Raw genomic sequence first — 22663 nt, 5'->3', positions numbered from 1 at the left:
ACGCGGACACAACCCTCCCCGTTACGTATTGACGCACGAGAGAGGGAAAAGGTTTCGTCCGGGTGGGGACGAACGCGGCCCGCGACAGGGCGGAACGAACAGTTCCAGCCATCCACGCAGGTAGGAGAAATGGCACGCCATCAGGTGTCCTACGCCACAGTGGCCAATCCCAACTCCCGCAATACCAGGACATCTCATGATCAACACTCACTCGACAGGCTGAAAATAGCTCGGACACGCCTTCGAGATGGCCGTGATGCAGTAGTAGGCTCGCGCCGCCGTTTGTTGAAATTCAATGTTGACGCCGCGTGTTGACGCCGGACGTCACGAACGTGAGGGACCCCCGTGCCGCACGGGGGCCGAGCAGGGGGAGGCCATGCGCTTTCGCGGGAAGTCCATCCGCAGGAAGATCGTGGCGTTGCTGCTCGTACCGCTCGTCTCCCTCACCGGACTGTGGGGTTTCGCCACGGTCCTGACCGGCCGCGAGGCCAACCAGCTCCTCGACGTCGGCTACATCGTGGAGAAGGTCGGCTACCCCCTGGAGGACACCGCCCGGGTCATCCAGATCGAACGCCGCCAGTCCCTCATCTACCTCGCCGACCCCCGTGGCTCCGACGCCCTCGCCTTCCTGCGCGAGACCCGCCGCGCCACCGACCGGCAGATCGCCCGCATCCGCGCCAACGCCGCCGAACCCGGCGTCCGCGACACCATGCAGCCCGTCACCACCCAGCGGCTCAACTCCCTCCTCGACGCGCTCGACGGCCTCGCCTCGCTGCGCCGCTCCGTCGAGAGCCGCGGCATCGGCCGCATGCAGGCCCTGGAGTTCTACAACCGGCTCGTCGACCCCTGCTACAGCTTCCTCATCACCCTCCACGCCCTCGAGAACGTGGAGATGGACAAGCAGGGCCGCGCCCTCGTCGGCATCACGCGCGCGCGTGAGCTGCTCTCCCGCGAGGACGCCCTCGTTCTCTCCGCGCTCGTCGCGGACCGCGTCACCGCCGAGGAGATCCGCTCGATCTCCGACCTCGTCGCCAACCGCGAGCAGTTCTACGAGGTCAACCTCGAACTCCTGCCCACCACCGAGCGCGAGCACTTCGAGAAGTACTGGCGCAGCCCCAAGACCCTGCCGCTGCGCACCGCCGAGAACGCGCTCATCGAAGAGGGCGCCACCGACCACCCGCGCGCCATCACCGCCGAACGGTGGCAGGAACAGGCCGGCCCCGTCCTCGACGACCTGGCCCGCGAGAACACCGCCGCCGGCGACCGCTACCAGGAGCGCGTCAAGCCCGCCGCGTACAGCGTCCTCCTCAAGGTCGGCATCGCCGGCGTCCTCGGCTTCCTCGCCCTCGTCGCCTCGGTCGTCATCTCGCTGCGCATCGGCCGCGCCCTCATCCGCGACCTGCGCCGCCTGCAGAAGGAGGCCCAGGAGGTCTCCGGCGTCCGGCTGCCCAGCGTCATGCGCCGCCTCGCCGCCGGCGAGCAGGTCGACGTCGGCACCGAGGTGCCCCACCTCAAGTACGGGGAGGACGAGGTCGGCCAGGTCGGCCAGGCCCTCAACACCCTCCAGCGCGCCGCCGTCGAGGCCGCCGTCAAGCAGGCGGAACTCCGCCGCGGCGTCTCCGAGGTGTTCGTCAACCTCGCCCGCCGCAACCAGGTCCTGCTCCACCGTCAGCTGACCCTCCTCGACACCATGGAACGGCGCACCGAGGACACCGACGAGCTCGCCGACCTCTTCCGCCTCGACCACCTCACCACCCGCATGCGCCGGCACGCCGAGGGCCTCGTCATCCTGTCCGGCGCCGCCCCCTCCCGCCAGTGGCGCAAGCCCGTCCAGCTCATGGACGTGGTCCGCGCCGCCGTCGCCGAGGTCGAGGACTACGAGCGGATCGAGGTGCGCCGACTGCCCCGCCTCGGCGTGGGCGGCCCCGCCGTCGCGGACCTCACCCACCTCATCGCCGAACTCCTCGAGAACGCCACGGTGTACTCGCCCCCGCACACCGCCGTCCAGGTCCTGGGCGAGCGGGTCGCCAACGGCTTCACCCTGGAGATCCACGACCGCGGCCTCGGCATGACCCCCGACGCGCTGCTCGACGCCAACCTCCGGCTCGCCGAGACCCCCGAGTTCGAGCTCTCCGACACCGACCGGCTCGGCCTCTTCGTCGTCAGCCGCCTCGCCCAGCGCCAGAACGTCCGGGTCTCGCTCCAGACCTCCCCGTACGGAGGGACCACCGCGGTCGTCTTCATCCCGGCCGCGCTGCTCACCGACGCGCCCGAGACCCAGGGCGCCGGATTCCGGCTGGACCGCAAGACCCTGGAGCAGCCGGGACGCACCGACGGGGCCTCCTCCGAAGGCGGCGCCCTGCCCCTGCGCAGGCCGGCCCTCACGAAGGTCCCCGACGTGCCCGAGGCACCCGGACCGCTGGACGGCCCCGTGGAGCTGGAGGCCCCGCTCGGCACCGAGGACTTCGACGTCCTCCTCGACCGGTCCGCGGACCTCCTCGACAGCGACAGCGAGCGCGGAGGCCTCTTCCGGCCCCGCCGCCGCACCGGACTCGCGCCCGCCGGGGAGCAGCACGAGCAGGCCCCGGACCGCACGGCGGGCCGGGACGCCTCCGCCGACGGGGCGCCGCACGGCCCCGTGCAGCTGCCGCGCCGCCGCACCCCGACGCTCGTCGTGGACCACGGCCGCCGCCTCGACGAGCCGGACGGCGCCCACGCGCGGCCCGAGCGCGCGCACCCGCAGGACCACCGGGCGGACGTCCCGAGGGACGAGCGGCGCGGCCCCCTGCCCGGCGCCGGGCCCGTCCTCGTACCCGTACCACCGGAGGGGCCCGTGCCGCCGGAGACCCCGGACCCGTTCGACGGCCTGCCCCGCCGCGTCCGCCAGGCCAGCCTCGCGCCCCAGCTGCGCGAGACCGAGGGCCCGGCCGCCCGTACGGGAACCCGAGGCGGTGCCCGTACGGGAACCGGGGCACCGACCGGCGGACCCGACTCCTTCGAGCGCGACGCCGAGGAGGTGCGCGCCCGCATGGCCGCCATGCAGCGCGGCTGGCAGCGTGCTCGGCGGGACACCACAGAGCCGGACGACACGACAGCACCAGGAACGACACCCGAGGGGGACGGTCGATGACCGCACCGAACGCCGCAGCACCCAGCACGACCGGACACGGAAACGGGAACGGCGAGCTGAACTGGCTCCTCGACGAGCTCGTCCAGCGCGTCGGGTCCATCCGGAAGGCCCTGGTGCTCTCCAGCGACGGACTCCCCACCGGAGCCTCCCAGGAGCTGACCCGCGAGGACGGCGAGCACCTGGCCGCCGTGGCCTCCGGCTTCCACAGCCTGGCCAAGGGCGTCGGCCGCCACTTCGAGGCCGGAAAGGTCCGCCAGACGGTCGTCGAGCTGGAGGACGCCTTCCTCTTCGTCACGGCCGCCGGCGACGGCAGCTGTCTGGCGGTGCTCGCGGACGCTGACTCGGACGTCGGCCAGGTCGCCTACGAGATGACGCTGATGGTGAAGCGGGTCGGGGCCCACCTCACGACGGCTCCCCGGTCCGGCCTGCCCTCGGGAGGGTGAGTGGGACGGCATGAGTGACGAAGCCGAGCGGAACCAGCAGGGCCAGACCCCCGGCCCCCACCACTGGTTCGACGACGAGGCCGGGCCGGTGGTCCGTCCGTACGCGATGACCCGCGGCCGGACGAGCACCGCCACCCGCCACCGACTCGACCTGATCGCGGTGGTCGTTCCCGAACCCGCCGCCGAAGACCCCGGCCGGGACCAGACGCTCTCCCCGGAACACGTGGAGATCGTCGAACGCTGCTCCGAGCAGCCCCAGTCGATCGCCGAGCTCGCCGCAGGACTCGACCTCCCCGTCGGGGTGGTCCGGGTCCTCGTCGGTGACCTCGTCGAGGACGAACTCGTCCATGTGACCCGCCCCGTTCCGCCGGCCGAGCTGCCGGACGTGAGCATCCTTCGCGAGGTGATCAATGGCCTTCGGGCGCTCTAGCCGCACCAAGCCCTTCGTCGAGCCGGTGACCCTGAAGATCCTCGTCGCGGGCGGGTTCGGGGTCGGCAAGACGACGCTGGTGGGCGCGGTCAGCGAGATCAGGCCCCTGCGGACCGAGGAGATGCTCAGCGAGGCGGGGCGGCCCGTCGACGACCTGCACGGCGTCGAGACCAAGACCACCACCACGGTCGCCATGGACTTCGGCCGGATCACGCTGCGCGAGGACCTCGTCCTGTACCTCTTCGGCACCCCGGGGCAGGACCGCTTCTGGTTCCTCTGGGACGAGCTGGCCCAGGGTGCCCTGGGCGCGATCGTCCTCGCGGACACCCGCCGCCTGGAGGACAGCTTCGCCGCCATCGACTACTTCGAGCGGCGCGGCATCCCGTTCACGGTGGCCGTCAACTGCTTCGAGGGCGCCCAGCGGTTCCCGGCGGAGAGCGTGCGCGGCGCGCTCGACCTGGATCCCGAGGTGGAGCTGCTGATGTGCGACGCCCGGGACCGCGAGTCGGTGAAGAACGTGCTGGTGGCGGTCGTGCAGCACGCCCTCGTCCTCGCGGACCGGAGCCCGGTCGCCACGTGACCGCACGGGCGGTCAGCGCACCGCCACCACCGCCGAACCGTGCCCGAACAGGCCCTGGTTCGCGGTGATCCCGACCCGCGCGCCCGGCACCTGGCGGTCGCCCGCGCTCCCGCGCAACTGCCAGGTCAGCTCGCAGACCTGGGCGATCGCCTGGGCGGGCACCGCCTCCCCGAAGGAGCCGAGACCGCCGCTGGTGTTGACCGGCAGGCGCCCGCCGAGCGCCGTCGCGCCCTCCCGCAGCAGCTTGGCGCCCTCGCCCGGCGCGCAGAGCCCGATGTCCTCGTACCACTCGAGCTCCAGGGCGGTGGACAGGTCGTACACCTCCGCGAGCGACAGGTCCTCGGGCCCGATCCCCGCCTCCTCGTAGGCGGCGCGGGCGATCGAGGCGCGGAAGGCGAGCGGGGCGGGGGAGACGGCCGCCGCCGAGTCCGTCGCGATGTCGGGGAGGTCGAGCACCGCCTTGGGGTACGTGGGGGAGACGGTCGACACCGCCCGGACCCTGACCGGGTCGGGGTGTCCGTGCCGCCGCGCGAACTCCATGCTGGACAGCACGAGCGCGGCGCCCCCGTCCGAGGTCGCGCAGATGTCGAGGAGCCGCAGCGGATCGGCGACGACGGCGGAGGCCGCGACCTCCTCGGCCGTCACGCGCGCGCGGTAGCGGGCCAGCGGATTGAGCGCGCCGGCCGCCGCGTTCTTCACCTTCACCCGGGCGAAGTCCTCCGCCGTGTCGGCGTACAGCGCCATCCTGCGGCGCGCGTAGAGCGCGAAGTACGCCGGGTTGGTCGCCCCGAGCACCCGGAACCGCAGCCAGTCCGGGTCCCCGGGCCGCTCGCCGCCGGCCGGGGCGAAGAACCCCTTCGGCGTCGAGTCCGCGCCGACGACCAGGACCACGTCCGCGAGGCCCGCCAGGATCTGGGCGCGCGCGGTCCCGATGGCCTGGGCGCCCGAGGCGCAGGCGGCGTACACGCTGGTGACCCGCGCCCCCTGCCAGCCGAGGGCCTGGGCGAAGGTCGCCCCCGCCACGTACCCCGGGTATCCGCACCGCATGGTGTCGGCGCCGACGACCGACCCGACGTCGGACCACTCCAGACCGGCGTCGGCGAGCGCGGCGCGGGCGGCGGCCGTTCCGTACGAGACGAAACTCCGGCCCCACTTGCCCCAGGGGTGCATCCCGGCCCCGAGTACGGCGATGTCGTTCACGACCGCTCCTCCCGCTGCCCCCGTCGCACCGGCCGCCAGTTCCAGGTCGTCCAGACGTGCCGCTCGTCCTCGTTCAGGACACCGGGCACCACCTCGACCTCCGTCCCGACGGCGAGGTCGGCCGTCGACACACCGGGCGCCGCCTGCCCCAGGACCACCATCGCCTCGGCCGCGAGCTCGACGGCGACGAGGGTGTACGGCTCCCAGGGCACGTCCGGGTCGGAGACGTACGGGGCGGGCGGACGGTACCGGCCGTCGGTGTACGACCAGACCCGGCCGCGCGGCGAGAGCGGGACCTCGGCCAGCTCGCCGCCGCCCGGGCAGCCGGGGTTGCGGCACCCGTCGTCCTCGCGCGGGAAGAAGACCGACGCGCAGGCCGTGCAGCGGGTGCCGAGCAGCCGGAACTCCACCTCCGGCACGGTGTCGTCGGTGAACCATCCCGGCACCACCGGTCTGCGTGTCCGTGTCATCTCTCCGGCCTCCCGTGATCTGACGAAGCGTCAGAAGTGTGTCACGGGAGACCGGTGCTGAGAAGGGTCCGACGCCTCAGTGCCCGGCCACCGACCTCCGCGCCACCGGGAAGTCGAAGAAGGTCGACGGGAACGGCTCGGGCTTGAACGTGAAGTGCCACCACTCCTCGGGCAGGTTGACGAAGCCCTGCTCGGCCAGCGCTCCCCTCAGCAGATCGCGGTTGGCCCGCTGCTCGCCCCCGATCCGCGGGTCGTCGGTGTGCGAGAGGGTGTCGAAGCAGTCGAAGCCGGTGCCCATGTCCACGGAGTTGTCCGGGAAACGCTCCTCCTTCGGCGCGGAGCACTCCACGAGCTCCTCGCCCGGCACGTACGCGCGCGTGGGCGCCGCCGGCAGCCGCACGATCGTCAGGTCCACCGTCGAACCCCGGCTGTGCCCGGACTTCTCCGCGATGTAACCGTCCGCGAACAGCCTCGACTTGTCGACGAGCGGATAGAACTCCTTCTTCATCCGCTCGTCCGCCAGGTCCTTCGCCCAGCGCACGAAGTGGTCCACGGCCCGCTGCGGCCGGTAGCAGTCGTACACCTTCAGCGTGTACCCCCGCGCCAGCAGCCGGACCTGCGCGCGGTGCAGCGCCTCGGCCGCGGGGCGGGTCAGGATGCACAGCGGCTGCCGGTAGCCGTCCACCGGCTCGCCGACAAAGTCGTGCGCGGTCGTGTAGCGCATCTCCTGGAGGATCGTCGGGTCCACGGAGCCCAGGGCCACGAACTCCCGCGGCGCCTTGGGCTCCGGCGCGGCCGAGGCCGGGGGAGCGGGCGCGGCGACGGAACCGGTGACGGCGAGGAGTCCGGCCGCGGCCGCGACGGCGAGGGTACGGAAAGCGGTTGCGAGTCCAGTCATGCGCCCCGTCTACCAGTTCCGGCAGCGCCGGGAAAGGGCGATCGCATACCGTCGGGCCGTGAAGGACTCCCACTGCTCCTCCTGCGGCGCGGCCCACCCCGCCGACGCCGGCTGGCCCCGCACCTGCCCGGCCTGCGGCCACACCGCCTACCGCAACCCCCTGCCCGTCGCCGTCGCGCTCCTCCCCGTCACCGACGCGACGGGGACGGGCCTCCTCGTCATCACCCGCACCATCGAACCCGCGCGGGGCGGGGTCGCCCTGCCCGGCGGCTTCATCGACCACGGCGAGGACTGGCGCGCCGCCGTCGTCCGCGAACTCCGCGAGGAGACCGGCATCCCGGCCCCGGCCGAGCAGGTCCGCCTCGCCGACGCCATGAGCTCCCCGGCCGGCCACCTCCTCCTCTTCGGCCTCCTCCCGCCCCGCCCTGCGGACCTGCTCCCGCCCTCGACCCCCACGGACGAGACCAGCGGCCACCACGTCCTCAGGGCACCCGCGGAACTGGCCTTCCCGCTCCACACGGAGGCGGTACGGAGGTGGTTCGGCGGGGCCTACGGGTGACCGGCCCCGGGTGCTGGATCCAATATCCGACATTCGGCTACTGGATGGTGGATCCACTATCCAATAGCCGAATGCTGGAGATCGGATCGTGGATCCACCGACCGGATCGTGGATCCACCAACTGGATCCACTCCCCTCACAGCCCCCGCACCCGCACCGGCAACCCCACCTCCTCCACCCCGTCGTCCGTGACGCGCTCCACCACCACCCGGCCGTCCACGAGCCGCGACTGGTACCGCTCGATCGCGGCCGGCTCCCAGCCGTCCCCGGTGTCCCGCACCACGAGCCCGCCACCGGCCCGCCCCGCGGCAGGCGCCCACACCTCCAGGACGAGCCCCTCATCCTCGCCCCGCACGGGGAGCACGGCCCCCGCCCGGGCCAGGACCGGCACCCGGGACAGCGGCGCGTCGAGCAGGACCTGCCCCGGACCCTCGTACGCCCGCCCCGTCGCGGTGTCGTACCAGCGTCCGCGCGGCAGCCGCACCGCCCGCCGGTCCGCGCCCCGCGTCAGGACCGGCGCCACGAGCAGCGCGTCCCCGAGGAGGAACGCGTCCTCGCAGTCGCGCAGCCCCCGGTCCTCCGGCGTCCCCCACCACACCGGACGCACGTACGGCGCGCCCGTCATCCGGGCCAGCCGGGCCAGCGTCGTGAAGTACGGCCGCAGCCGCTCCCGTTCGGCCAGCGCCACGCGCGCGTGCTCCAGGACCTCGGGGCCGAACTCCCACGGCTCGCGCCGCCCCGCGTCGATCGCCGCATGCGTACGGAAGAGAGGGAGCCACGCGCCCAGCTGGTACCAGCGCAGGAACAGCTCCGGCGACGGACTGCCGTCGAAACCGCCCACGTCGGGACCCGAGTAGGGCACCCCGCACAGCCCCAGACCCAGCACCAGGGAGAGCGAGGCCCGCAGCCCCGGCCACCCCGTCGACACGTCCCCGGACCAGGTGCCCCCGTACCGCTGCATGCCCGCCCAGCCGGAACGCGAGAAGAGGAACGGCCGCTCGTCCGGCCGCAGCCGGCGCAGCCCCTCGTACCCGGCCCGGGCCATCGCGAGCCCGTACACGTTGTGCGCCTCCCGGTGGTCGCCGCCCGCGCCCTCCAGCGCGTGCCGGGCCGAACGGGGCAGGGTCGGGTCGCCGAAGGGGACGAAGGACACCGGCTCGTTCATGTCGTGCCACACCCCGGCGAAGCCCTGCCGCAGCCGCTCCTCGTACAGACCGCCCCACCACTCCCGTACGGCGGGATCGGTGAAGTCCGGGTAGGCGCACTCGCCGGGCCACACCACCCCGCGCACCTCCTGGCCCCGCGCGTCCTTGACGAAGGCGTCGACCGCCGACCCGCCGTCGTACACCGGGTCGCCCGGTTCCGCCTTCACCGCCGGGTCCACGATCGACACCAGGCGCACGCCCTGCTCCCGCAGCTCCTCCGCGAGCCCCGGCAGATCGGGGAACCGCTCCCGGTCGACGGTGAACACCCGGTGCCCGTCGTAGTGGTCGATGTCGAGGTGCACGGCGGACAGCGGCAGCCCCCGCTCCCGGTATCCGGCCACCACCCGCCGCACCTCCCGCGCGCTGCCGAAGCCCCAGCGCGCGTGCTGCGGCCCGAGCGCCCAGGACGGCGGCAGCGCCGGCGCGCCCGTCAGCGCCGCCCAGCCGTGCAGCACGCGCGCGGGGGTGCCGACGACCACCCAGCAGCGCAGCGGCCCGCCCGTCATCCGCACCTCGCTCGTGCCCGGCCGGTCGTGACCGGACCCGGCCCCCTCCTCGCCCTCGGCGAGAGTGACCCGGCCGTCCCAGGAGTTGTCGTGGAACGCCAGGTGCGTACCGGCGTCCGAGACCACGAACTGGACGGGCATGGTGATGTAGAGCGGATCGTCCCCGGGGCCGAAACCGCCCTTGGGGTCGGTGTTCCACAGCCGGTACGAGCCGTCCCGCAGACGCGGTCCCGCCGACCGCCCCCCGAGCCCGAAGAACCGCGCGTCGGCCGGCACCTCGCTGCGCTGCACCCAGCGAGCCGATCCCGCCGCCCCGGAACCGCCGTCCGGATCCGCTATCGGCTCCCACCAGCGCGGCGGCAGGTCCCGGCGGAGCAGCAGCCCGCCCGGCGTCCGGAGCTCCACCGCCCCGTGCCGGGAGACCGTCACCGTCACCCGCTCCGACACGATGCGCCAGCCGCCGTCGGTGTCCGGTTCCAGGGAGGCCCGGGGGTCCGCGTCGGGCGCCTCGCCGGCCAGGGCGTACGAGGGCAACGGCCCGGCCCCGTCCCACCCCCAGAACACCGTGCCGCCCGACGACACGCAGATCCGGAGCGAGGACCGGGCGAAGCGGACGGTCCCCCCGCCCGGAGCCGCCTCCGCCCCCACCGCGAGCCCCGGCACCCTGGCCCGCTCCGGTCCCCGGGGCGGCAGCCCCCACGCGTCCGTACGGCGCCGCCGCCACGCCGACCGCACCGCCCGCAAGCCCTGCGCCGAACCGAACACCTTGATCGAACGCACCAGTTCCCGACCGTTCATGCAGCTCACCCTGCCATCCCCCGGAGGCGGAACGAGCTCCGTTCAGCTGCCGTTCACCCGTGGTGGGAGCACATGTTCAACTACCGGACCATGGGTGGGCAGACCTGGTGCGAAAGACGATCACATGGCATCGTCCTGTCAGCCGCGTCACGCGCACACCCCAGCACGTGCGCGGGACACACGCAGACCCGCGGACAGCCAGGGAGCAGCCCCCATGACATCAGCAGTGCCGACCGAGCCCCTCTGGCAGCCGGACGAGGAGCGCATCGCCACGGCCGCCGTCACCCGCTTCCAGGCCTGGGCCGCCGAGCACCACGGCGCCCCCGCCGAGGGCGGGTACCCGGCGCTCCACCGCTGGTCGGTCGAGGAACTCGAAGCCTTCTGGCAGGCCGTCGTCGAGTGGTTCGACCTCCGCTTCTCGACCCCGTACGAGCGGGTCCTCGGCGACCGCTCCATGCCCGGCGCCGACTGGTTCCCCGGAGCCACGCTCAACTACGCCGAGCATGCCCTGCGCGCCGCCGGCGAGCGGCCCCACGACACGGCCCTGCTCCATGTGGACGAGACACACGAGCCCACGCCGATCACCTGGGGCGAGCTCCGCCGCCAGGTCGGCTCCCTCGCCGCCGAACTGCGCGCCCTCGGCGTGAACCCCGGCGACCGCGTCAGCGGCTACCTGCCCAACGTCCCGCAGTCCGTCGTCGCGCTCCTCGCCACCGCCGCGGTCGGCGCCGTGTGGACCTCCTGCGCCCCCGACTTCGGCGCCCGCAGCGTCCTCGACCGCTTCCAGCAGGTCGAGCCGGTCGTCCTGTTCACCGTCGACGGCTACCGCTACGGCGGCAAGGAGCACGACCGCCGCGACACCGTCGCCGAACTGCGCGCCGAGCTCCCCACCCTCCGCGCCGTCGTCCACATCCCGCTCCTCGGCACCCCGGCCCCCGAGGGCACCCTCGCCTGGGACGACCTGGTCGCCGCCGACGTCGAGCCGGTCTACGAGCAGGTGCCGTTCTCGCACCCGCTGTGGGTCCTGTACTCCTCCGGCACGACCGGCCTGCCGAAGGCGATCGTCCAGTCCCAGGGCGGCATCCTCGTCGAGCACGTCAAGCAGCTGGGCCTGCACTGCGACCTCGGCCCCGAGGACGTGTTCTTCTGGTACACCTCCACCGGCTGGATGATGTGGAACTTCCTCGTCTCCGGCCTCCTCACCGGCACGACCGTCGTCCTGTACGACGGCAGCCCCGGCTACCCCGACACCGCGGCCCAGTGGCGGGTCGCCGAACGCACCCGCGCCACCCTCTACGGCACCTCCGCCGCGTACGTGATGGCCTGCGCCAAGGCGGACGTCCACCCCGGCCGGGACTTCGACCTCTCCGCCGTGAAGTGCGTCGCCACCACCGGCTCCCCGCTGCCCCCCGACGGCTTCCGCTGGCTCCACGACGAGGTCCGCGAGAACCTGTGGATCGCCTCTGTCAGCGGCGGCACGGACGTCTGCTCCTGCTTCGCGGGCGCCGTCCCCACGCTGCCCGTGCACATCGGCGAGCTCCAGGCCGCGGGCCTCGGCACCGACCTCCAGTCCTGGGACCCCTCCGGGAAGCCCCTGATCGGAGAGGTCGGCGAGCTCGTCGTCACCAACCCGATGCCGTCCATGCCGATCCACTTCTGGAACGACCCCGACGGCAGCCGCTACCGCGACAGCTACTTCGAGATGTTCCCGGGCGTCTGGCGCCACGGGGACTGGATCACGATCACGGACCACGGCTCGGTCGTCATCCACGGCCGCTCCGACTCCACCCTGAACCGCCAGGGCGTCCGCATGGGGAGCGCCGATATCTATGAGGCCGTCGAGCGCCTCCCGGAGATCCGCGAGTCCCTCGTCATCGGCCTGGAGGAACCGGACGGCGGATACTGGATGCCGCTCTTCGTCCACCTCGTGGACGGCGTCACCCTGGACGAGGACCTGATCGACCGCATCAAGCGGACGATCCGCACGGAGCTCTCCCCGCGCCACGTCCCCGACGAGATCATCGAGGTCCCCGGAGTCCCGCACACCCTCACGGGCAAGCGCATCGAGGTCCCCGTCAAGCGCCTCCTCCAGGGCACCCCGCTGGCCAAGGCCGTCAACGCCGGTTCGGTCGACGACCTCGGCCTCCTCCACTTCTACGAGACCCTCGCGGCCAACCGCCGCCGCTAGGACCCGTCATGGCGGAAGGGCCCGCCGATCCGACCGGATCGACGGGCCCTTCCGCGTACGCGCTAGCCCTTCGGCAGCTCGCCGGGCGCCGGAGCGGCGGCCTTCGCGAGTACCGCCGAGACCCCCAGGACCGTCCCGGCCCGTCCGGCCGAGGTGGTCCGGGTGAGGACGGTGCGCTCACCGAGGAACGCCGACGTCGCCCGGTCGAAGATCCACTGGGTCTGCTCGCCGTGGGCGGTACGGGCCACGGCGACGCCCTCGCGACCGGCCGCGTCCTTCGCGGACGGCAGGACGGTCACGCCGGGGATGCGCGCCGCCGCCTCGTACAGCGCGGCGGTGACCTTCGGCGGGGCCCAGGTCTCGGCCAGCAGCGTCCCGATCGCGGTGAACGCCCGCTGATCGGCGTCGCCCTCGCCCGCGCGCGTCTGGTCCTGGATCAGGCGCAGCAGCACGTCCGGATCCGTGGGGAGCGTCGCCACGTACGCGTGGGTCGGGTTCGTGACGGAGGGCGGCGCCGCCTCCATGGTCGTCTTCCGGGGCGTCGCCCCGGGACGGTCCAGTTCGTACACGGGCGCCTCGGCACCGAGTTCCGTGTCGGCGGCACCCGGCTCGCGCAGCAGCCCCGGCCGGCTGCCGTCGGGGGAGAGCCACACCTCGCGCTGATGGGCGGGCGGCAGCGCGGCGGGACCGCCGGCCGCGTCGCGCCCCGCGTGGGCGACGAGGCTCTTGACGTAGACGTACTCACCGGGCCGGACGTTCGGCGCGGGAGCGGCGGCCGCGGCGAGCGCGGCACCGGACAGCACCCGCACGGCCTCGGACGAGGCGGGCTGCCCGACCGAGCCGTGACCGGGGGAGCCGCCCGGAGCGTCCCGGGGCGCGAGCACGGCGACACCGGCGACGACCGCGCAGGCGGCCATCGGCGCGGCGATCCAGCCGAGCCGGACCCCCTGGCGCGGCCGGCGCGCACGCGCCGGGCGGGCGGCCGCACCGTCCCCGGTGGCGAGGGCGGTCCGCAGGACGGAGTGCCTGAGGCGCAGGTTCCGTTCGGCCGTCAGGTCGGGCACCGGAGGCGGGGGCAGCAGCTCGGTCAGCTCGGTGCGCAGGAGCTCGTCCGCGTCGGCATGCGGCGGGCGGGGGGCGGAGGCGTTCATGCCTGGTTCTCCTGGGTCGGTCGGGGCGCGAGGGCCGGGCGGACGGTCGAGCGGACGGCGAAGCCGCCGGGTACGGCGAGGGGGGCGGGCCCGGGGACGCCGTCGGTCCCGGTGAGGGCGGGGGACACGGAAGCGGGCGAGCCGACGCTCCCGGCCCCGGACCTCGGCGCGGGCCCGGCACCGGCGGCGGCCCCGGGCGGCGTGGCTCCCGGCACCCCGAGGGAACCGGAATCCGGCCCCGTCACCGCGAAGGAGCCGGACGTGTCCCCCTCCTCGCCGCCGCGAGGCCCACCCGCCCCGGCCGTGGAGCCGCCGGGCACCGGCCGTCCGCCCGAGCGGACCGCGGCGGCGGCGGACCGCTCCCGGCGCCGTCCCGCGCGCAGTTCGGCCTCGGCGAGCTTCCGGAGCCGTTCACGGGCCCGGGACAGCCGGGAGCGGACGGTGCCGACCGGGATGCCAAGCGCCTCCCCGGCCGCCGCGTAGTCCAGACCCGCCCAGACCACGAGCGTGAAGACCTCGCGCTCGCGCCGCCTGAGCCTGCCGAGCGCCACACGGGCGGCGCGGATCTGCTCCCCGTCCGTCATCCGGGTGAGGACGTCGTCGGCGAAGTCCGGCAGGACACCGCGCTCGGGGATCCTGGCCAGCGCCGCGTCGCGCCGGCGCGCCTCGCGGGCCGCCCCACGCATGATGTTGGTCGCGATGCCGAGCAGCCACGGGCGAAGGCTGCCGCCGTCGGCATGCACCTTCCCCCGGCAGCGCCAGGCTTCGAGGAACGCGGCGGACACGACGTCCTCCGCGGCCGCCCGGTCCCCGCACACCCGGTAGGCGTAGTGGTACAGCACGCGTGCGTGCTCGTCGTACGCCTCTCCGAGCGCCGCGGGGTCCCCGGCGCGGAAACGATCTCTCATAGGTGATTCCACATCTGGCACTGGGCGCCGGTTCGCCCGGGTTCCCGTGACCTGGACCACACGGCCCGCAGGGTGTGGCCCAGGTCACGGGAACGCCCCGCCCGCCACGAGCAGTGCTGAGCATGAACGATTCCTCGAACTCCCGCCGTACGCCCCGGAGCACCGGCCCCCGCACCACCATCACCGGCCGCCGCACTGCCCTGCGCACCCTGGCCCTCGCCGCGGTCCTCGCCGGAACGACCCTGAACGCCCTGCCCCCGAGCGCCGTGGCGGCCGGCGCCCCCGAGACGTACACCCTGACGATCCGGCACCTCGACCGCGCCGGCGCCGCCACCGGCGGCTACAGCACCCATGTCACCGGCATCTCGGGCCCCGGCGCGAAGGAGGAGGCCGCGCCCTACGACAAGTCCGGCACGGTCACCGTCCGCCTGCCCAAGGGGCGCTACCTGCTCGACTCCACGCTGCACGGCTCCGACCCGGCCGCCGGGACCGACTGGGTCGTCCAGCCCCGCCTGGACCTGAACAAGAACACGACCGTCACCGTCGACGCCCGTACGACCGCCCCCGTGGACGTCCGCCCGCAGGAGTCGGGCGCCCGCTACCTGAACAGCATCGGGTTCGTCGAGGTCACCCACGAGGGGACCACCCGCTCCGCGAACATCCTGACGGCCCGCGAGGGCCTGCGCGTGGCCCACCTCGGCCCGGCCTCCGAACCGGGCTCCGTCAAGGAGTGGTTCGACACCTACTGGTCCGGCGCGCGCAACGACTACGCGCTCGGCTACACCTTCACCTCCGACCGCGCCCTGACCGGCCTCGTCCGGCACCCGGCGGCCGGGAAGCTCGCCACGGTCAGGATCCGCGGAGCCGCCGCCGAGGGCGCGACCGGAACAGGGTTCGTCTCCATCCAGCCGAGCAAGGGCCCCACCATCGGGCTCGCCCAGCCGCTCCGCCTCCCCGCCACCGCGACCGTCCTCGTCACCCCGGAGCGGGGCCGCTGGGACGTCACCTACACGGGCCCGGCCGCTCCCGAGACGCCGCCCAACCGCTACGAGGCGAACGGAATCGCGGTCCACGCGGGCGCGACCACCACGCACACCTTCGGCAACGCCGTCTTCGGCCCCGCACTCGACACCACGCCCGGCGCCCGCCCGGCCGCCGTCCGCGACGGCAACAGGATCGCGCTCGACATCCCGCTCCTCGCCGACGGGGACGGCCACGCCCCGAGCGCCCCGCGGTTCAGCGCCGCGACCACCACGCTCCACCGCGACGGCGTCCTGATCGGCACCCGCCGGGGCGAGCCCGGCCGCGCCGAGTTCACCACCACCTCCGGAGCGGCCTCGTACCGGCTGACGGCCTCGGCGACCCGGGGCGACGGCAAGGCGTCGAGCGGGCGCGTCACCGCCGCCTGGACCTTCCGCTCGGCCGCCGCCGCCCGCCCGAAGGCGCTTCCGCTCAGCGTCGTCCGCTTCGCCCCGGGCCTCGCCCTCGACGGCACCGCCCCGGCGGGCACCCCGCTCCGCGTGCCGGTCACCGTCCAGGGCGCGGCCGCCCAGGCCGGCGTCCGGTCCCTGACCGTGTCGATGTCCACCGACAACGGCGCCACCTGGACCCGCGTCCCCGTCCTGAACGGCCAGGTGGCCTTCCGCGCCCCCGCCCCCGGCCGGACCGTCTCGCTCCGCGCCGAACTCGCCGACACCCAGGGCAACACCCTCACCCAGACCCAGCTGGGCGCCTTCCGCACCCGCTGAACCGACACCGACGCACCCGCTGAACCGACACCGACCGGATGCTCCGGGGCAGGCCGACGCCCGCCCCGGAGCATCCGCGCGTCACCGGTGCGGGACTCACCCGCCGTACGTCGCCTGCGTGTCCCCCAGGACCCCGGCGAAGTCCGCCGCGAGCCGCATCGCGTCCACGGGCGCGAGCCTCGCCGCGGTGATCCGCACCGCGGGCGGAGCCGCCACCCGGAACCTCGCCCCGGCAGCGACCCACCAGCCCTGCGTCCGCAGGCCGTTGACCACCGCCGACTCGTCCCGGACGGGCACCCACACATTGAGTCCGCTCGCGCCGACCGCACGGATCCCGTACGTGCCGAGTGCGCCGATCAGCGCCGCGCGCCGTTCCGCGTACGCCTCCTCGCCCGCCGCCACCAGCTTTTGTACGGCCGGGTCGGCGAACAGGCCGGCCACCGTCTCCTGGAGGACGTGGCTGACCCAGCCCGAGGTCATCACCATCCGCCGGTCGTGCCGCGCCAGCGTCACCGCGTCGCATGCGACCCCGGCCCAGCGCAGGTCGATGCCGAGGTGCTTCGACACGGTCCGCACCTGAGCCCAGCGGTCGAGACCCGCCGCCGCGAGCGTGTACGCCGCGGCTCCGCCGACCTCCGCGTTGTGATCGTCCTCGACCACGAGCACCTCGGGGAACTCCCGGAGCACCGCCACCAGTTCGTCCCTCCGCGCGCGCGTGAAGAACGCCCCCGTCGGACACTGCCCGCGCGGGCTGCACACCACCGCGCGCGCCCCGCCCCGCAGCGCGGCCCGCAGCGACTCCGGCACCAGCCCCTCGCCGTCCACGGCCACCGGGACCGCCCGCAGCCCCAACGCGGGCACCAGGTCGAGCACATGGTGGAACCCGGGATCCTCCACCGCCACGGCGTCACCGGGCCGCAGCTCCGTCGAAAGGAGCCGCGCGATGCAGTCCAGGGCGCCGTGCGCGAACGTCACGTGCTCCGCCGACACCCCGTCCCGCTCGAACCAGGCCCTGGTCAGCGCCTCCAGGCGCGCGAGCCGGGGGGCGGCGCGATGGGAGCCGTACACCGGGTCGACGGCCGCCGGGGGCCGCAGTACGGGGAGGAAGGCCGGGTCCGGAAACCCGGCGGACAGGTCCACCAGGCCGTCGGGCACGCGCGGGGGGCGCCGCGAAGCCGCCGAGGGCACCTCCGCCACCACCGTCCCGCCCCGACCCCGGGTGACGATCAGCCCCCTTTGCCGCAACTCCTTGTAGGCCGTCGCGACGGTCCCCGGACTCACCCCCAGCTCGTCGGCGAGCCGCCGCACCGGCGGCAGGGCGTCGCCCGGGGCGAGCCCGCCCTCGGACACGCCCCGCTCCACGGACGCGGCGATCCCCTTGGCCGTCGCCCCTTCGATCGCATATTGTGCTGCCACGTAATCAATTATGTATCAATACAAAGAAGTTCGCAAGGGGGACCCATGAGCCGCAGCACCACCCACACCACCCGCCCACCCCTCAAGGGCCGCATCCCCGGCGGCACCGACGGCCGCCGCATGCTCGTCGTCGGCTTCATCGACAAGTGCGGCACCGGACTCTGGTCCACGGCCATGGCCCTCTACTTCACCTACGTCACCGGCCTCGGCCTCGGACAGGTCGGCCTCCTCATCGCCCTCTCCGGCGCCGCCGGCATAGCCGGCGCACCGCTCGGCGGCCGCCTCGCCGACCGCTTCCCCCTCGTCCGCGTCATCGTCTGCACCCAACTCCTCCGTGCCGCCGCCCTCTTCGCCCTCCTCACCACCGACAACTACCCGCTGCTCGTCCTCTTCTCCGCCGTCGGCGCCCTCCCCGACCGCGCCACCAACGTCCTCACCAAGCTCTACGCGGCCCGCGTCGCCGGCTCCGACCGCGTCCGCTACCAGGCCATCAACCGCACCGTCTCCAACCTCGGCTGGACCCTCGGCGGCCTCGGCGCCGCCGCCGCGCTCGCCATCGGCTCCACCACCGCCTTCCATGCCCTGCTCGTGGGCGACGCGCTGTCCTACCTCGTGATGGCCGCCCTCACCCTCCGCTGCGCCGAACCCCCCGCCCCCGCCACCTCCCGCGTCGCCGCCGCCTCCACCGGCCCGGCCCCCACGACCAAGCCCTCCAACCCCTGGCGCGACCGCGGCTTCCTCACCTTCACCGCCGGCGAGGCCGTCTTCTTCCTCCACGACTCGATCACCCAGGTCGCCCTGCCGCTCTGGATCGTCCACGCCACCGAAGCCCCGGTCGGCCTCGCGCCGCTCCTGATGGTGATCAACAGCGCCCTCGTCGTGCTCTTCCAGGTCCCGCTCTCCCGCTTCGGCTCCACCACCGACTCCGCCCGCCGCCTCTACGGACCCCTGGCCGGCCTCTTCGCCATCGGCACCCTCGCCCTCACCGTCTCCGCCCTGGGCGGCCGCACCCTCGCGGTCACCGCCCTGATCACGGCCGCCGTCGTCCTCACCTTCGCCGAGATGATCCACACCATCGCCTCCTGGGAGATCTCCGTCGCCCTCGCCCCCGACGACGCCCAGGGCGCCTACCTCGGAGTCCACGGCCTCGCCCAGTCCACCCAGCGTTTCGCCGGTCCCCTCCTCGTGACCGGCCTCGTCTCCGCAGGCCCCCTCGCCTGGCCCTTCCTCGGCGCCGCCCTGGTCGCCACCGCCGCCGCACAGAACCGCCTCGTCCGCCGCCGCCTCACCGGACCGTCACTGTCAGTGCCGAAGGTTACGGTGAGTGAGCACTGATCGGAGCGTCACCAGGGGGAGACATGACCCACACCGGCACCACCACCGCACACCTCCGCCGCGCCCTGCGCCGCGAGGTCCCCAGCACCGTCGGCCTCCTCGCCGACGAGCAGGACTTCGCCGCCATGCGCCAGTACCGGACCTTCGCCTTCGACGACCACACCACCTACCTGCGGCAGATCGAGGCCCTCCTCAAAACCCTCGCGGCCCAGGGCGGCCACACCACCGTCACCCTCTTCGACCCCGAGGAGTACGCGGCCTGGTGCGCCGAGACCGGCACCGACCCCGACCACCCCACGAGCCGCAGCCGCTTCACCGCCCACCTGGCCGTCACCGGCGCCCGCGTCACCTACACCGGCCAGCCCCTCACCACCCTCCTCCCCGAACTCGTCGACACCGCCGTCCGCCAGGCCACCTGGGAGTACGCCACCACCGTCCTCGCCACCGCGGGCGACTGCGCCGGCTGCGGCAAGGACATCGGCAAAGCCGCGTACGAGCGGGCGACCCGCCTGCTCCTCCGACTCCTCGAAGCCGCCGGCCCCGGCACCCACCACCTCGTCTGCAGCGTCCAGGCCGCCGACGACCAACTCCTCGCCGTCCTCCACACCCAGGACACCGCACCACCCGAGGACGCCACAGGAGCGGAGTTCACCGCCGTACTCGCCGCCGGCATCGCCCTCGCGGCACCCGGCGGAATCGTCCTGCGCACCACCACCCCCGACGCCCCCGACCGGCTCCACGGCTGGCGCCTCACGGGCGGCACCCTGACGCCCCTCACCGAGGCCGAGGTCTTCGCCGCCTACTGCACCGACGCCCGCACCGGCGAACCCCTCTCCCCGGAACCGGGCGTCGAGTACCACGCCGGCCTCCCCCTCACCCCCGACCCCGACGACGACTGGACCACCCACCACTGACACCGGCACGACGACACGACGAAGGGGCTCCCCGCCACCACGTGACGGAAAGCCCCTTCGACGACCGGTTCGGTCAGGGGATCACTCCCCGGACAGCACCGCCTGCGCGGCAAGACGCGCCTCGTGCGCCGTGTCCGCGGCCCGCGCCGCGGCCGCGGCCCGCTCGCACTGCGCCAGCGTGTACTTGGCCAGCGTCGCCCGCACATAAGGAATCGACGCCGCACCCATCGACAGGGAGGTGACACCCAGACCCGTCAGCACACAGGCGAGCAGCGGATCCGAAGCGGCCTCGCCACAGACACCACAGCTCTTGCCCTCGGCCTTGGCCGCCTCGGCGGACAGCGCCACCAGGTCGAGCAGCGCCGGCTGCCACGGGTCCTGGAGCCGGGACACCGCACCGACCTGGCGGTCGGCCGCGAAGGTGTACTGAGCCAGGTCGTTCGTGCCCAGCGACAGGAACTCGACCTCCTGCAGGATCGAGCGCGCCCGCAGCGCGGCCGAGGGAATCTCGACCATCGCGCCGAACTTCGCCCGCAGCCCCGCCTCACGGCACGCGTCGGCGAACGCCTTCGCGTCCGTGCGGTCGGCCACCATCGGAGCCATGACCTCGAGGTACACCGGCAGCCCCTCGGCCGCCTTCGCCAGCGCGGTCAGCTGCGTCCGCAGCACCTCCGGGTGGTCGAGCAGCGACCGCAGACCCCGCACACCGAGCGCCGGGTTCGGCTCGTCCGCCGGCGTCAGGAAGTCCAGCGGCTTGTCGGCACCCGCGTCCAGCACCCGCACGACCACACGGCCCTCGGGGAACGCCTCGAGAACCTTGCGGTACGCCTCGACCTGCTTCTCCTCGGACGGCGCCTTCTCGCTGTCGTCCAGGAAGAGGAACTCCGTACGGAACAGACCGACGCCCTCGGCGCCGGCCTCCACCGCCGCCGGCACGTCCGCCGGACCGCCGACGTTGGCGAGCAGCGGCACCTTGTGACCGTCGGAGGTCGCGCCCGGACCGCTGGAGGTCGCCAGCGCGGCCTTGCGGGCGGCGGCTGCCTTCGTCAGCTCCGCCTTCTTCTCCTCGCTCGGGTCCACGAAGAGCTCACCGGTGGAACCGTCGACCGCGATGAGCGTGCCCTCGGCCAGCTCACCCGCGCCCGGCAGCGCCACGATGGCCGGCACGCCCAGCGCCCGCGCGAGGATCGCGCTGTGGCTGGTCGGACCGCCCTCCTCCGTCACGAACCCGAGCACCAGCGCCGGGTCGAGCAGCGCCGTGTCGGCGGGCGCCAGGTCCCGCGCGATCAGCACGTACGGCTCGTCGCTGTCCGGCACGCCGGGCATCGGCACGCCGAGCAGCCGCGCGACGATCCGGTTCCGCACGTCGTCCAGGTCCGCGACCCGGCCCGCCATGTACTCGCCGGCACCGGCGAGCAGCTCGCGGTAGTGCGAGAAGGCGTCGTAGATACCGCGCTCGGCCGTGCTGCCGACCGCGATGCGGCGGTCGACGTCGGCGATGAGCTCCGGGTCCTGGGCGATCATCGCCTGGGCCTCGAGCACCGCCTGGGCCTCGCCACCGGCCAGATTGCCCCGGGCAATCAGGTCCGCGGCCACAGCCTCCACGGCCTGACGGGCGCGCCCCTGTTCACGCTCCGCCTCGTCCGCGGGGATCTGCTTGGCCGGCGGCTCCAGAACCGCCGTGCCCATGTGCCGGACCTCGCCGATCGCCACTCCGTGGCTGACGCCGACGCCTCGCAGCGTTGTCTCCATCTCACCCGTCTCCGATTGAGCGACGGTCCCGGCCGTCGCGTTGAATGTCGAACTCGCGGTCGTCACGAGGACGGCCCGGCTCAGTTCCAGCCGAAGAGAAGGTCGTCGGCCTTCACGTCGCCGGATTCGACGACATCGGTGAGCGAGTCGGCGGTGGCCTCCAGGGCCACGATGGGGCAGATGGGGGACTTGCCGGCGGTCTCGACCTCGGCGGGGTTCCACCGGACGACGGCCTGTCCGCGCGTCACCCGGTCACCCTTGCTGACGAGCAGCTCGAAGCCCTGCCCGTTGAGCTGGACGGTGTCGATGCCGAGGTGGGTCAGCACACCGTGTCCCTCGTCGTCCACGACGACGAAGGCATGCGGGTGCATGGAGACGATGACCCCGTCGAGAGGGGAGACGACCTCCGAGGGCTCACGTACGGGATCGATGGCGGTACCGGGACCGACCATCGCACCGGAGAAGACCGGGTCGGGAACTGCGGCGAGACCGATGGCGCGGCCGGCGAGCGGCGACGTCACGTTTGTCATGGGAAGCCTCCCAGGGGCGGAGATGGTGTGGCGCCGTCACTACCTGTCCTGGACGGCGTACTGTTCTGAAGCGTATGTCATAGGAAGTCCCGGTTCCGCACGAGACGTACCCGTTGGGCGGAGCTAGGGACTACCGGAATGATTTGCCTCTACTGACGGTGGGATGTACTGTCGTACTCCTGCCTGACCCCAACGCGGCCTTGAGTCGCGGGTCGGCAGCACCTATCAAGCCAGATCCTAACCCCAGTGGTCTACACCTCTGCATGTTCGCAGGGGACATGGTCAGGGGGGCCGAGAAAGCCTGGTAATGTTCAACCCCGCCGGGAACGGAAAGCGCGAATAGCGAATTCCAATCCCAGCAGCCCGCTCCAGCGGGTGGCAGAAACGGAAATCGGATCTGCTAAGCTGGAAACGAAGGAAGCGCCCGGAGGGCCCGGAAACGGGAACGAAGGAAGCGTCCGCACCTTGAGAACTCAACAGCGTGCCAAAAATCAACGCCAGA

The 22663-nt window shown here is 73.5% G+C and carries 19 protein-coding genes; 9 read left to right on the top strand and 10 right to left on the bottom strand.

The features are described 5' to 3' along the window. Positions 1-376 precede the first annotated feature (376 nt). From ACH4TP_RS39010 to ACH4TP_RS38995, 4 genes are read left to right on the top strand one after another with little or no spacing between them, the layout of a single operon-like run. Positions 377-3130 (top strand): nitrate- and nitrite sensing domain-containing protein, encoded by a 2754-nt coding sequence (locus tag ACH4TP_RS39010; RefSeq protein ID WP_398191698.1) that lies wholly within the window; start codon positions 377-379, stop codon positions 3128-3130. Continuing rightward, the gene (locus tag ACH4TP_RS39005; RefSeq protein WP_389237710.1) at positions 3127-3573 is read left to right on the top strand and encodes a roadblock/LC7 domain-containing protein; all 447 of its coding nucleotides are present in this window, start codon (positions 3127-3129) and stop codon (positions 3571-3573) included. Before ACH4TP_RS39010 ends, ACH4TP_RS39005 begins: the two co-directional genes overlap by 4 nt. 10 nt (positions 3574-3583) lie before the next feature. After that, positions 3584-4003, top strand: coding sequence for a DUF742 domain-containing protein (locus tag ACH4TP_RS39000; RefSeq protein ID WP_389237708.1), 420 nt, complete (start codon positions 3584-3586; stop codon positions 4001-4003). Next, the gene (locus tag ACH4TP_RS38995) at positions 3984-4583 is read left to right on the top strand and encodes an ATP/GTP-binding protein (RefSeq protein ID WP_389237706.1); all 600 of its coding nucleotides are present in this window, start codon (positions 3984-3986) and stop codon (positions 4581-4583) included. Before ACH4TP_RS39000 ends, ACH4TP_RS38995 begins: the two co-directional genes overlap by 20 nt. A 12-nt stretch (positions 4584-4595) precedes the next feature. Here the strand turns inward: ACH4TP_RS38995 and ACH4TP_RS38990 are convergent, their stop codons facing one another. From ACH4TP_RS38990 to ACH4TP_RS38980, 3 genes are all read right to left on the bottom strand, one after another. Further along, on the bottom strand, positions 4596-5753 hold the full coding sequence (locus tag ACH4TP_RS38990) for a lipid-transfer protein (protein WP_398440586.1): 1158 nt from the start codon (positions 5751-5753) through the stop codon (positions 4596-4598). Positions 5754-5779: 26 nt separating this feature from the next. Next, entirely contained in the window at positions 5780-6253 is a 474-nt protein-coding gene (locus ACH4TP_RS38985) for a Zn-ribbon domain-containing OB-fold protein (protein WP_398440569.1), read from the bottom strand. A 76-nt stretch (positions 6254-6329) separates the two neighbouring features. Further along, positions 6330-7151: a M15 family metallopeptidase gene (locus tag ACH4TP_RS38980; protein WP_398191693.1), complete on the bottom strand. Its 822-nt coding sequence runs from the start codon at positions 7149-7151 to the stop codon at positions 6330-6332. On the opposite strand from ACH4TP_RS38980, the gene ACH4TP_RS38975 reads away from it, so the two are divergent. Beyond that, positions 7150-7710, top strand: a complete 561-nt coding sequence (locus ACH4TP_RS38975; RefSeq protein ID WP_398440568.1) for an NUDIX domain-containing protein — start codon at positions 7150-7152, stop codon at positions 7708-7710. The genes ACH4TP_RS38980 and ACH4TP_RS38975 overlap by 2 nt on opposite strands. 136 nt (positions 7711-7846) lie before the next feature. On the opposite strand, the gene ACH4TP_RS38970 is transcribed toward ACH4TP_RS38975, so the two are convergent. Next, complete coding sequence (locus tag ACH4TP_RS38970) at positions 7847-10219, bottom strand: glycoside hydrolase family 31 protein (RefSeq protein WP_398191687.1); 2373 nt, start codon at positions 10217-10219, stop codon at positions 7847-7849. A gap of 214 nt (positions 10220-10433) precedes the next feature. On the opposite strand from ACH4TP_RS38970, the gene ACH4TP_RS38965 reads away from it, so the two are divergent. Next, a complete protein-coding gene (locus ACH4TP_RS38965) occupies positions 10434-12407 on the top strand; it encodes an acetoacetate--CoA ligase (protein ID WP_389237696.1) in 1974 nt (657 codons plus the stop codon). Positions 12408-12469: 62 nt separating this feature from the next. Here ACH4TP_RS38965 and ACH4TP_RS38960 read toward each other — a convergent pair whose 3' ends face one another. Further along, entirely contained in the window at positions 12470-13558 is a 1089-nt protein-coding gene (locus ACH4TP_RS38960) for a CU044_5270 family protein (protein WP_398440567.1), read from the bottom strand. Then, positions 13555-14466, bottom strand: a complete 912-nt coding sequence (locus tag ACH4TP_RS38955) for an RNA polymerase sigma factor (RefSeq protein WP_398440566.1) — start codon at positions 14464-14466, stop codon at positions 13555-13557. Before ACH4TP_RS38955 ends, ACH4TP_RS38960 begins: the two co-directional genes overlap by 4 nt. Positions 14467-14588: 122 nt before the next feature. Between ACH4TP_RS38955 and ACH4TP_RS38950 the strand changes: the two genes are divergently transcribed. Then, a complete protein-coding gene (locus ACH4TP_RS38950; protein ID WP_398440564.1) occupies positions 14589-16214 on the top strand; it encodes a serine protease in 1626 nt (541 codons plus the stop codon). Positions 16215-16310: 96 nt separating this feature from the next. Here ACH4TP_RS38950 and ACH4TP_RS38945 read toward each other — a convergent pair whose 3' ends face one another. Beyond that, the gene (locus ACH4TP_RS38945) at positions 16311-17630 is read right to left on the bottom strand and encodes an aminotransferase class I/II-fold pyridoxal phosphate-dependent enzyme (protein WP_398440563.1); all 1320 of its coding nucleotides are present in this window, start codon (positions 17628-17630) and stop codon (positions 16311-16313) included. 45 nt (positions 17631-17675) lie between these two features. On the opposite strand from ACH4TP_RS38945, the gene ACH4TP_RS38940 reads away from it, so the two are divergent. Together ACH4TP_RS38940 and ACH4TP_RS38935 are read left to right on the top strand one after the other, a co-directional pair. Continuing rightward, complete coding sequence (locus ACH4TP_RS38940; protein ID WP_398440562.1) at positions 17676-18965, top strand: MFS transporter; 1290 nt, start codon at positions 17676-17678, stop codon at positions 18963-18965. A gap of 23 nt (positions 18966-18988) precedes the next feature. Beyond that, positions 18989-19879, top strand: a complete 891-nt coding sequence (locus ACH4TP_RS38935) for a hypothetical protein (RefSeq protein WP_398440561.1) — start codon at positions 18989-18991, stop codon at positions 19877-19879. A gap of 81 nt (positions 19880-19960) precedes the next feature. On the opposite strand, the gene ptsP is transcribed toward ACH4TP_RS38935, so the two are convergent. From ptsP to ACH4TP_RS38920, 3 genes are all read right to left on the bottom strand, one after another. After that, a complete protein-coding gene (gene ptsP, locus ACH4TP_RS38930) occupies positions 19961-21631 on the bottom strand; it encodes a phosphoenolpyruvate--protein phosphotransferase (protein WP_389237686.1) in 1671 nt (556 codons plus the stop codon). An 80-nt stretch (positions 21632-21711) separates the two neighbouring features. Then, entirely contained in the window at positions 21712-22161 is a 450-nt protein-coding gene (locus tag ACH4TP_RS38925; protein ID WP_389237684.1) for a PTS glucose transporter subunit IIA, read from the bottom strand. Between the two features lie 282 nt (positions 22162-22443). Further along, positions 22444-22663 (bottom strand): hypothetical protein (locus ACH4TP_RS38920; RefSeq protein WP_389237682.1); only part of this gene is annotated, 220 nt, incomplete at its 5' end.

Source organism: Streptomyces sp. NPDC021012 (assembly GCF_044333355.1).
Taxonomy (GTDB): Bacteria; Actinomycetota; Actinomycetes; order Streptomycetales; family Streptomycetaceae; genus Streptomyces.
Note: the sequence above shows the minus strand (reverse complement) of the source record. Positions and strands in the feature narration are given on the sequence as shown.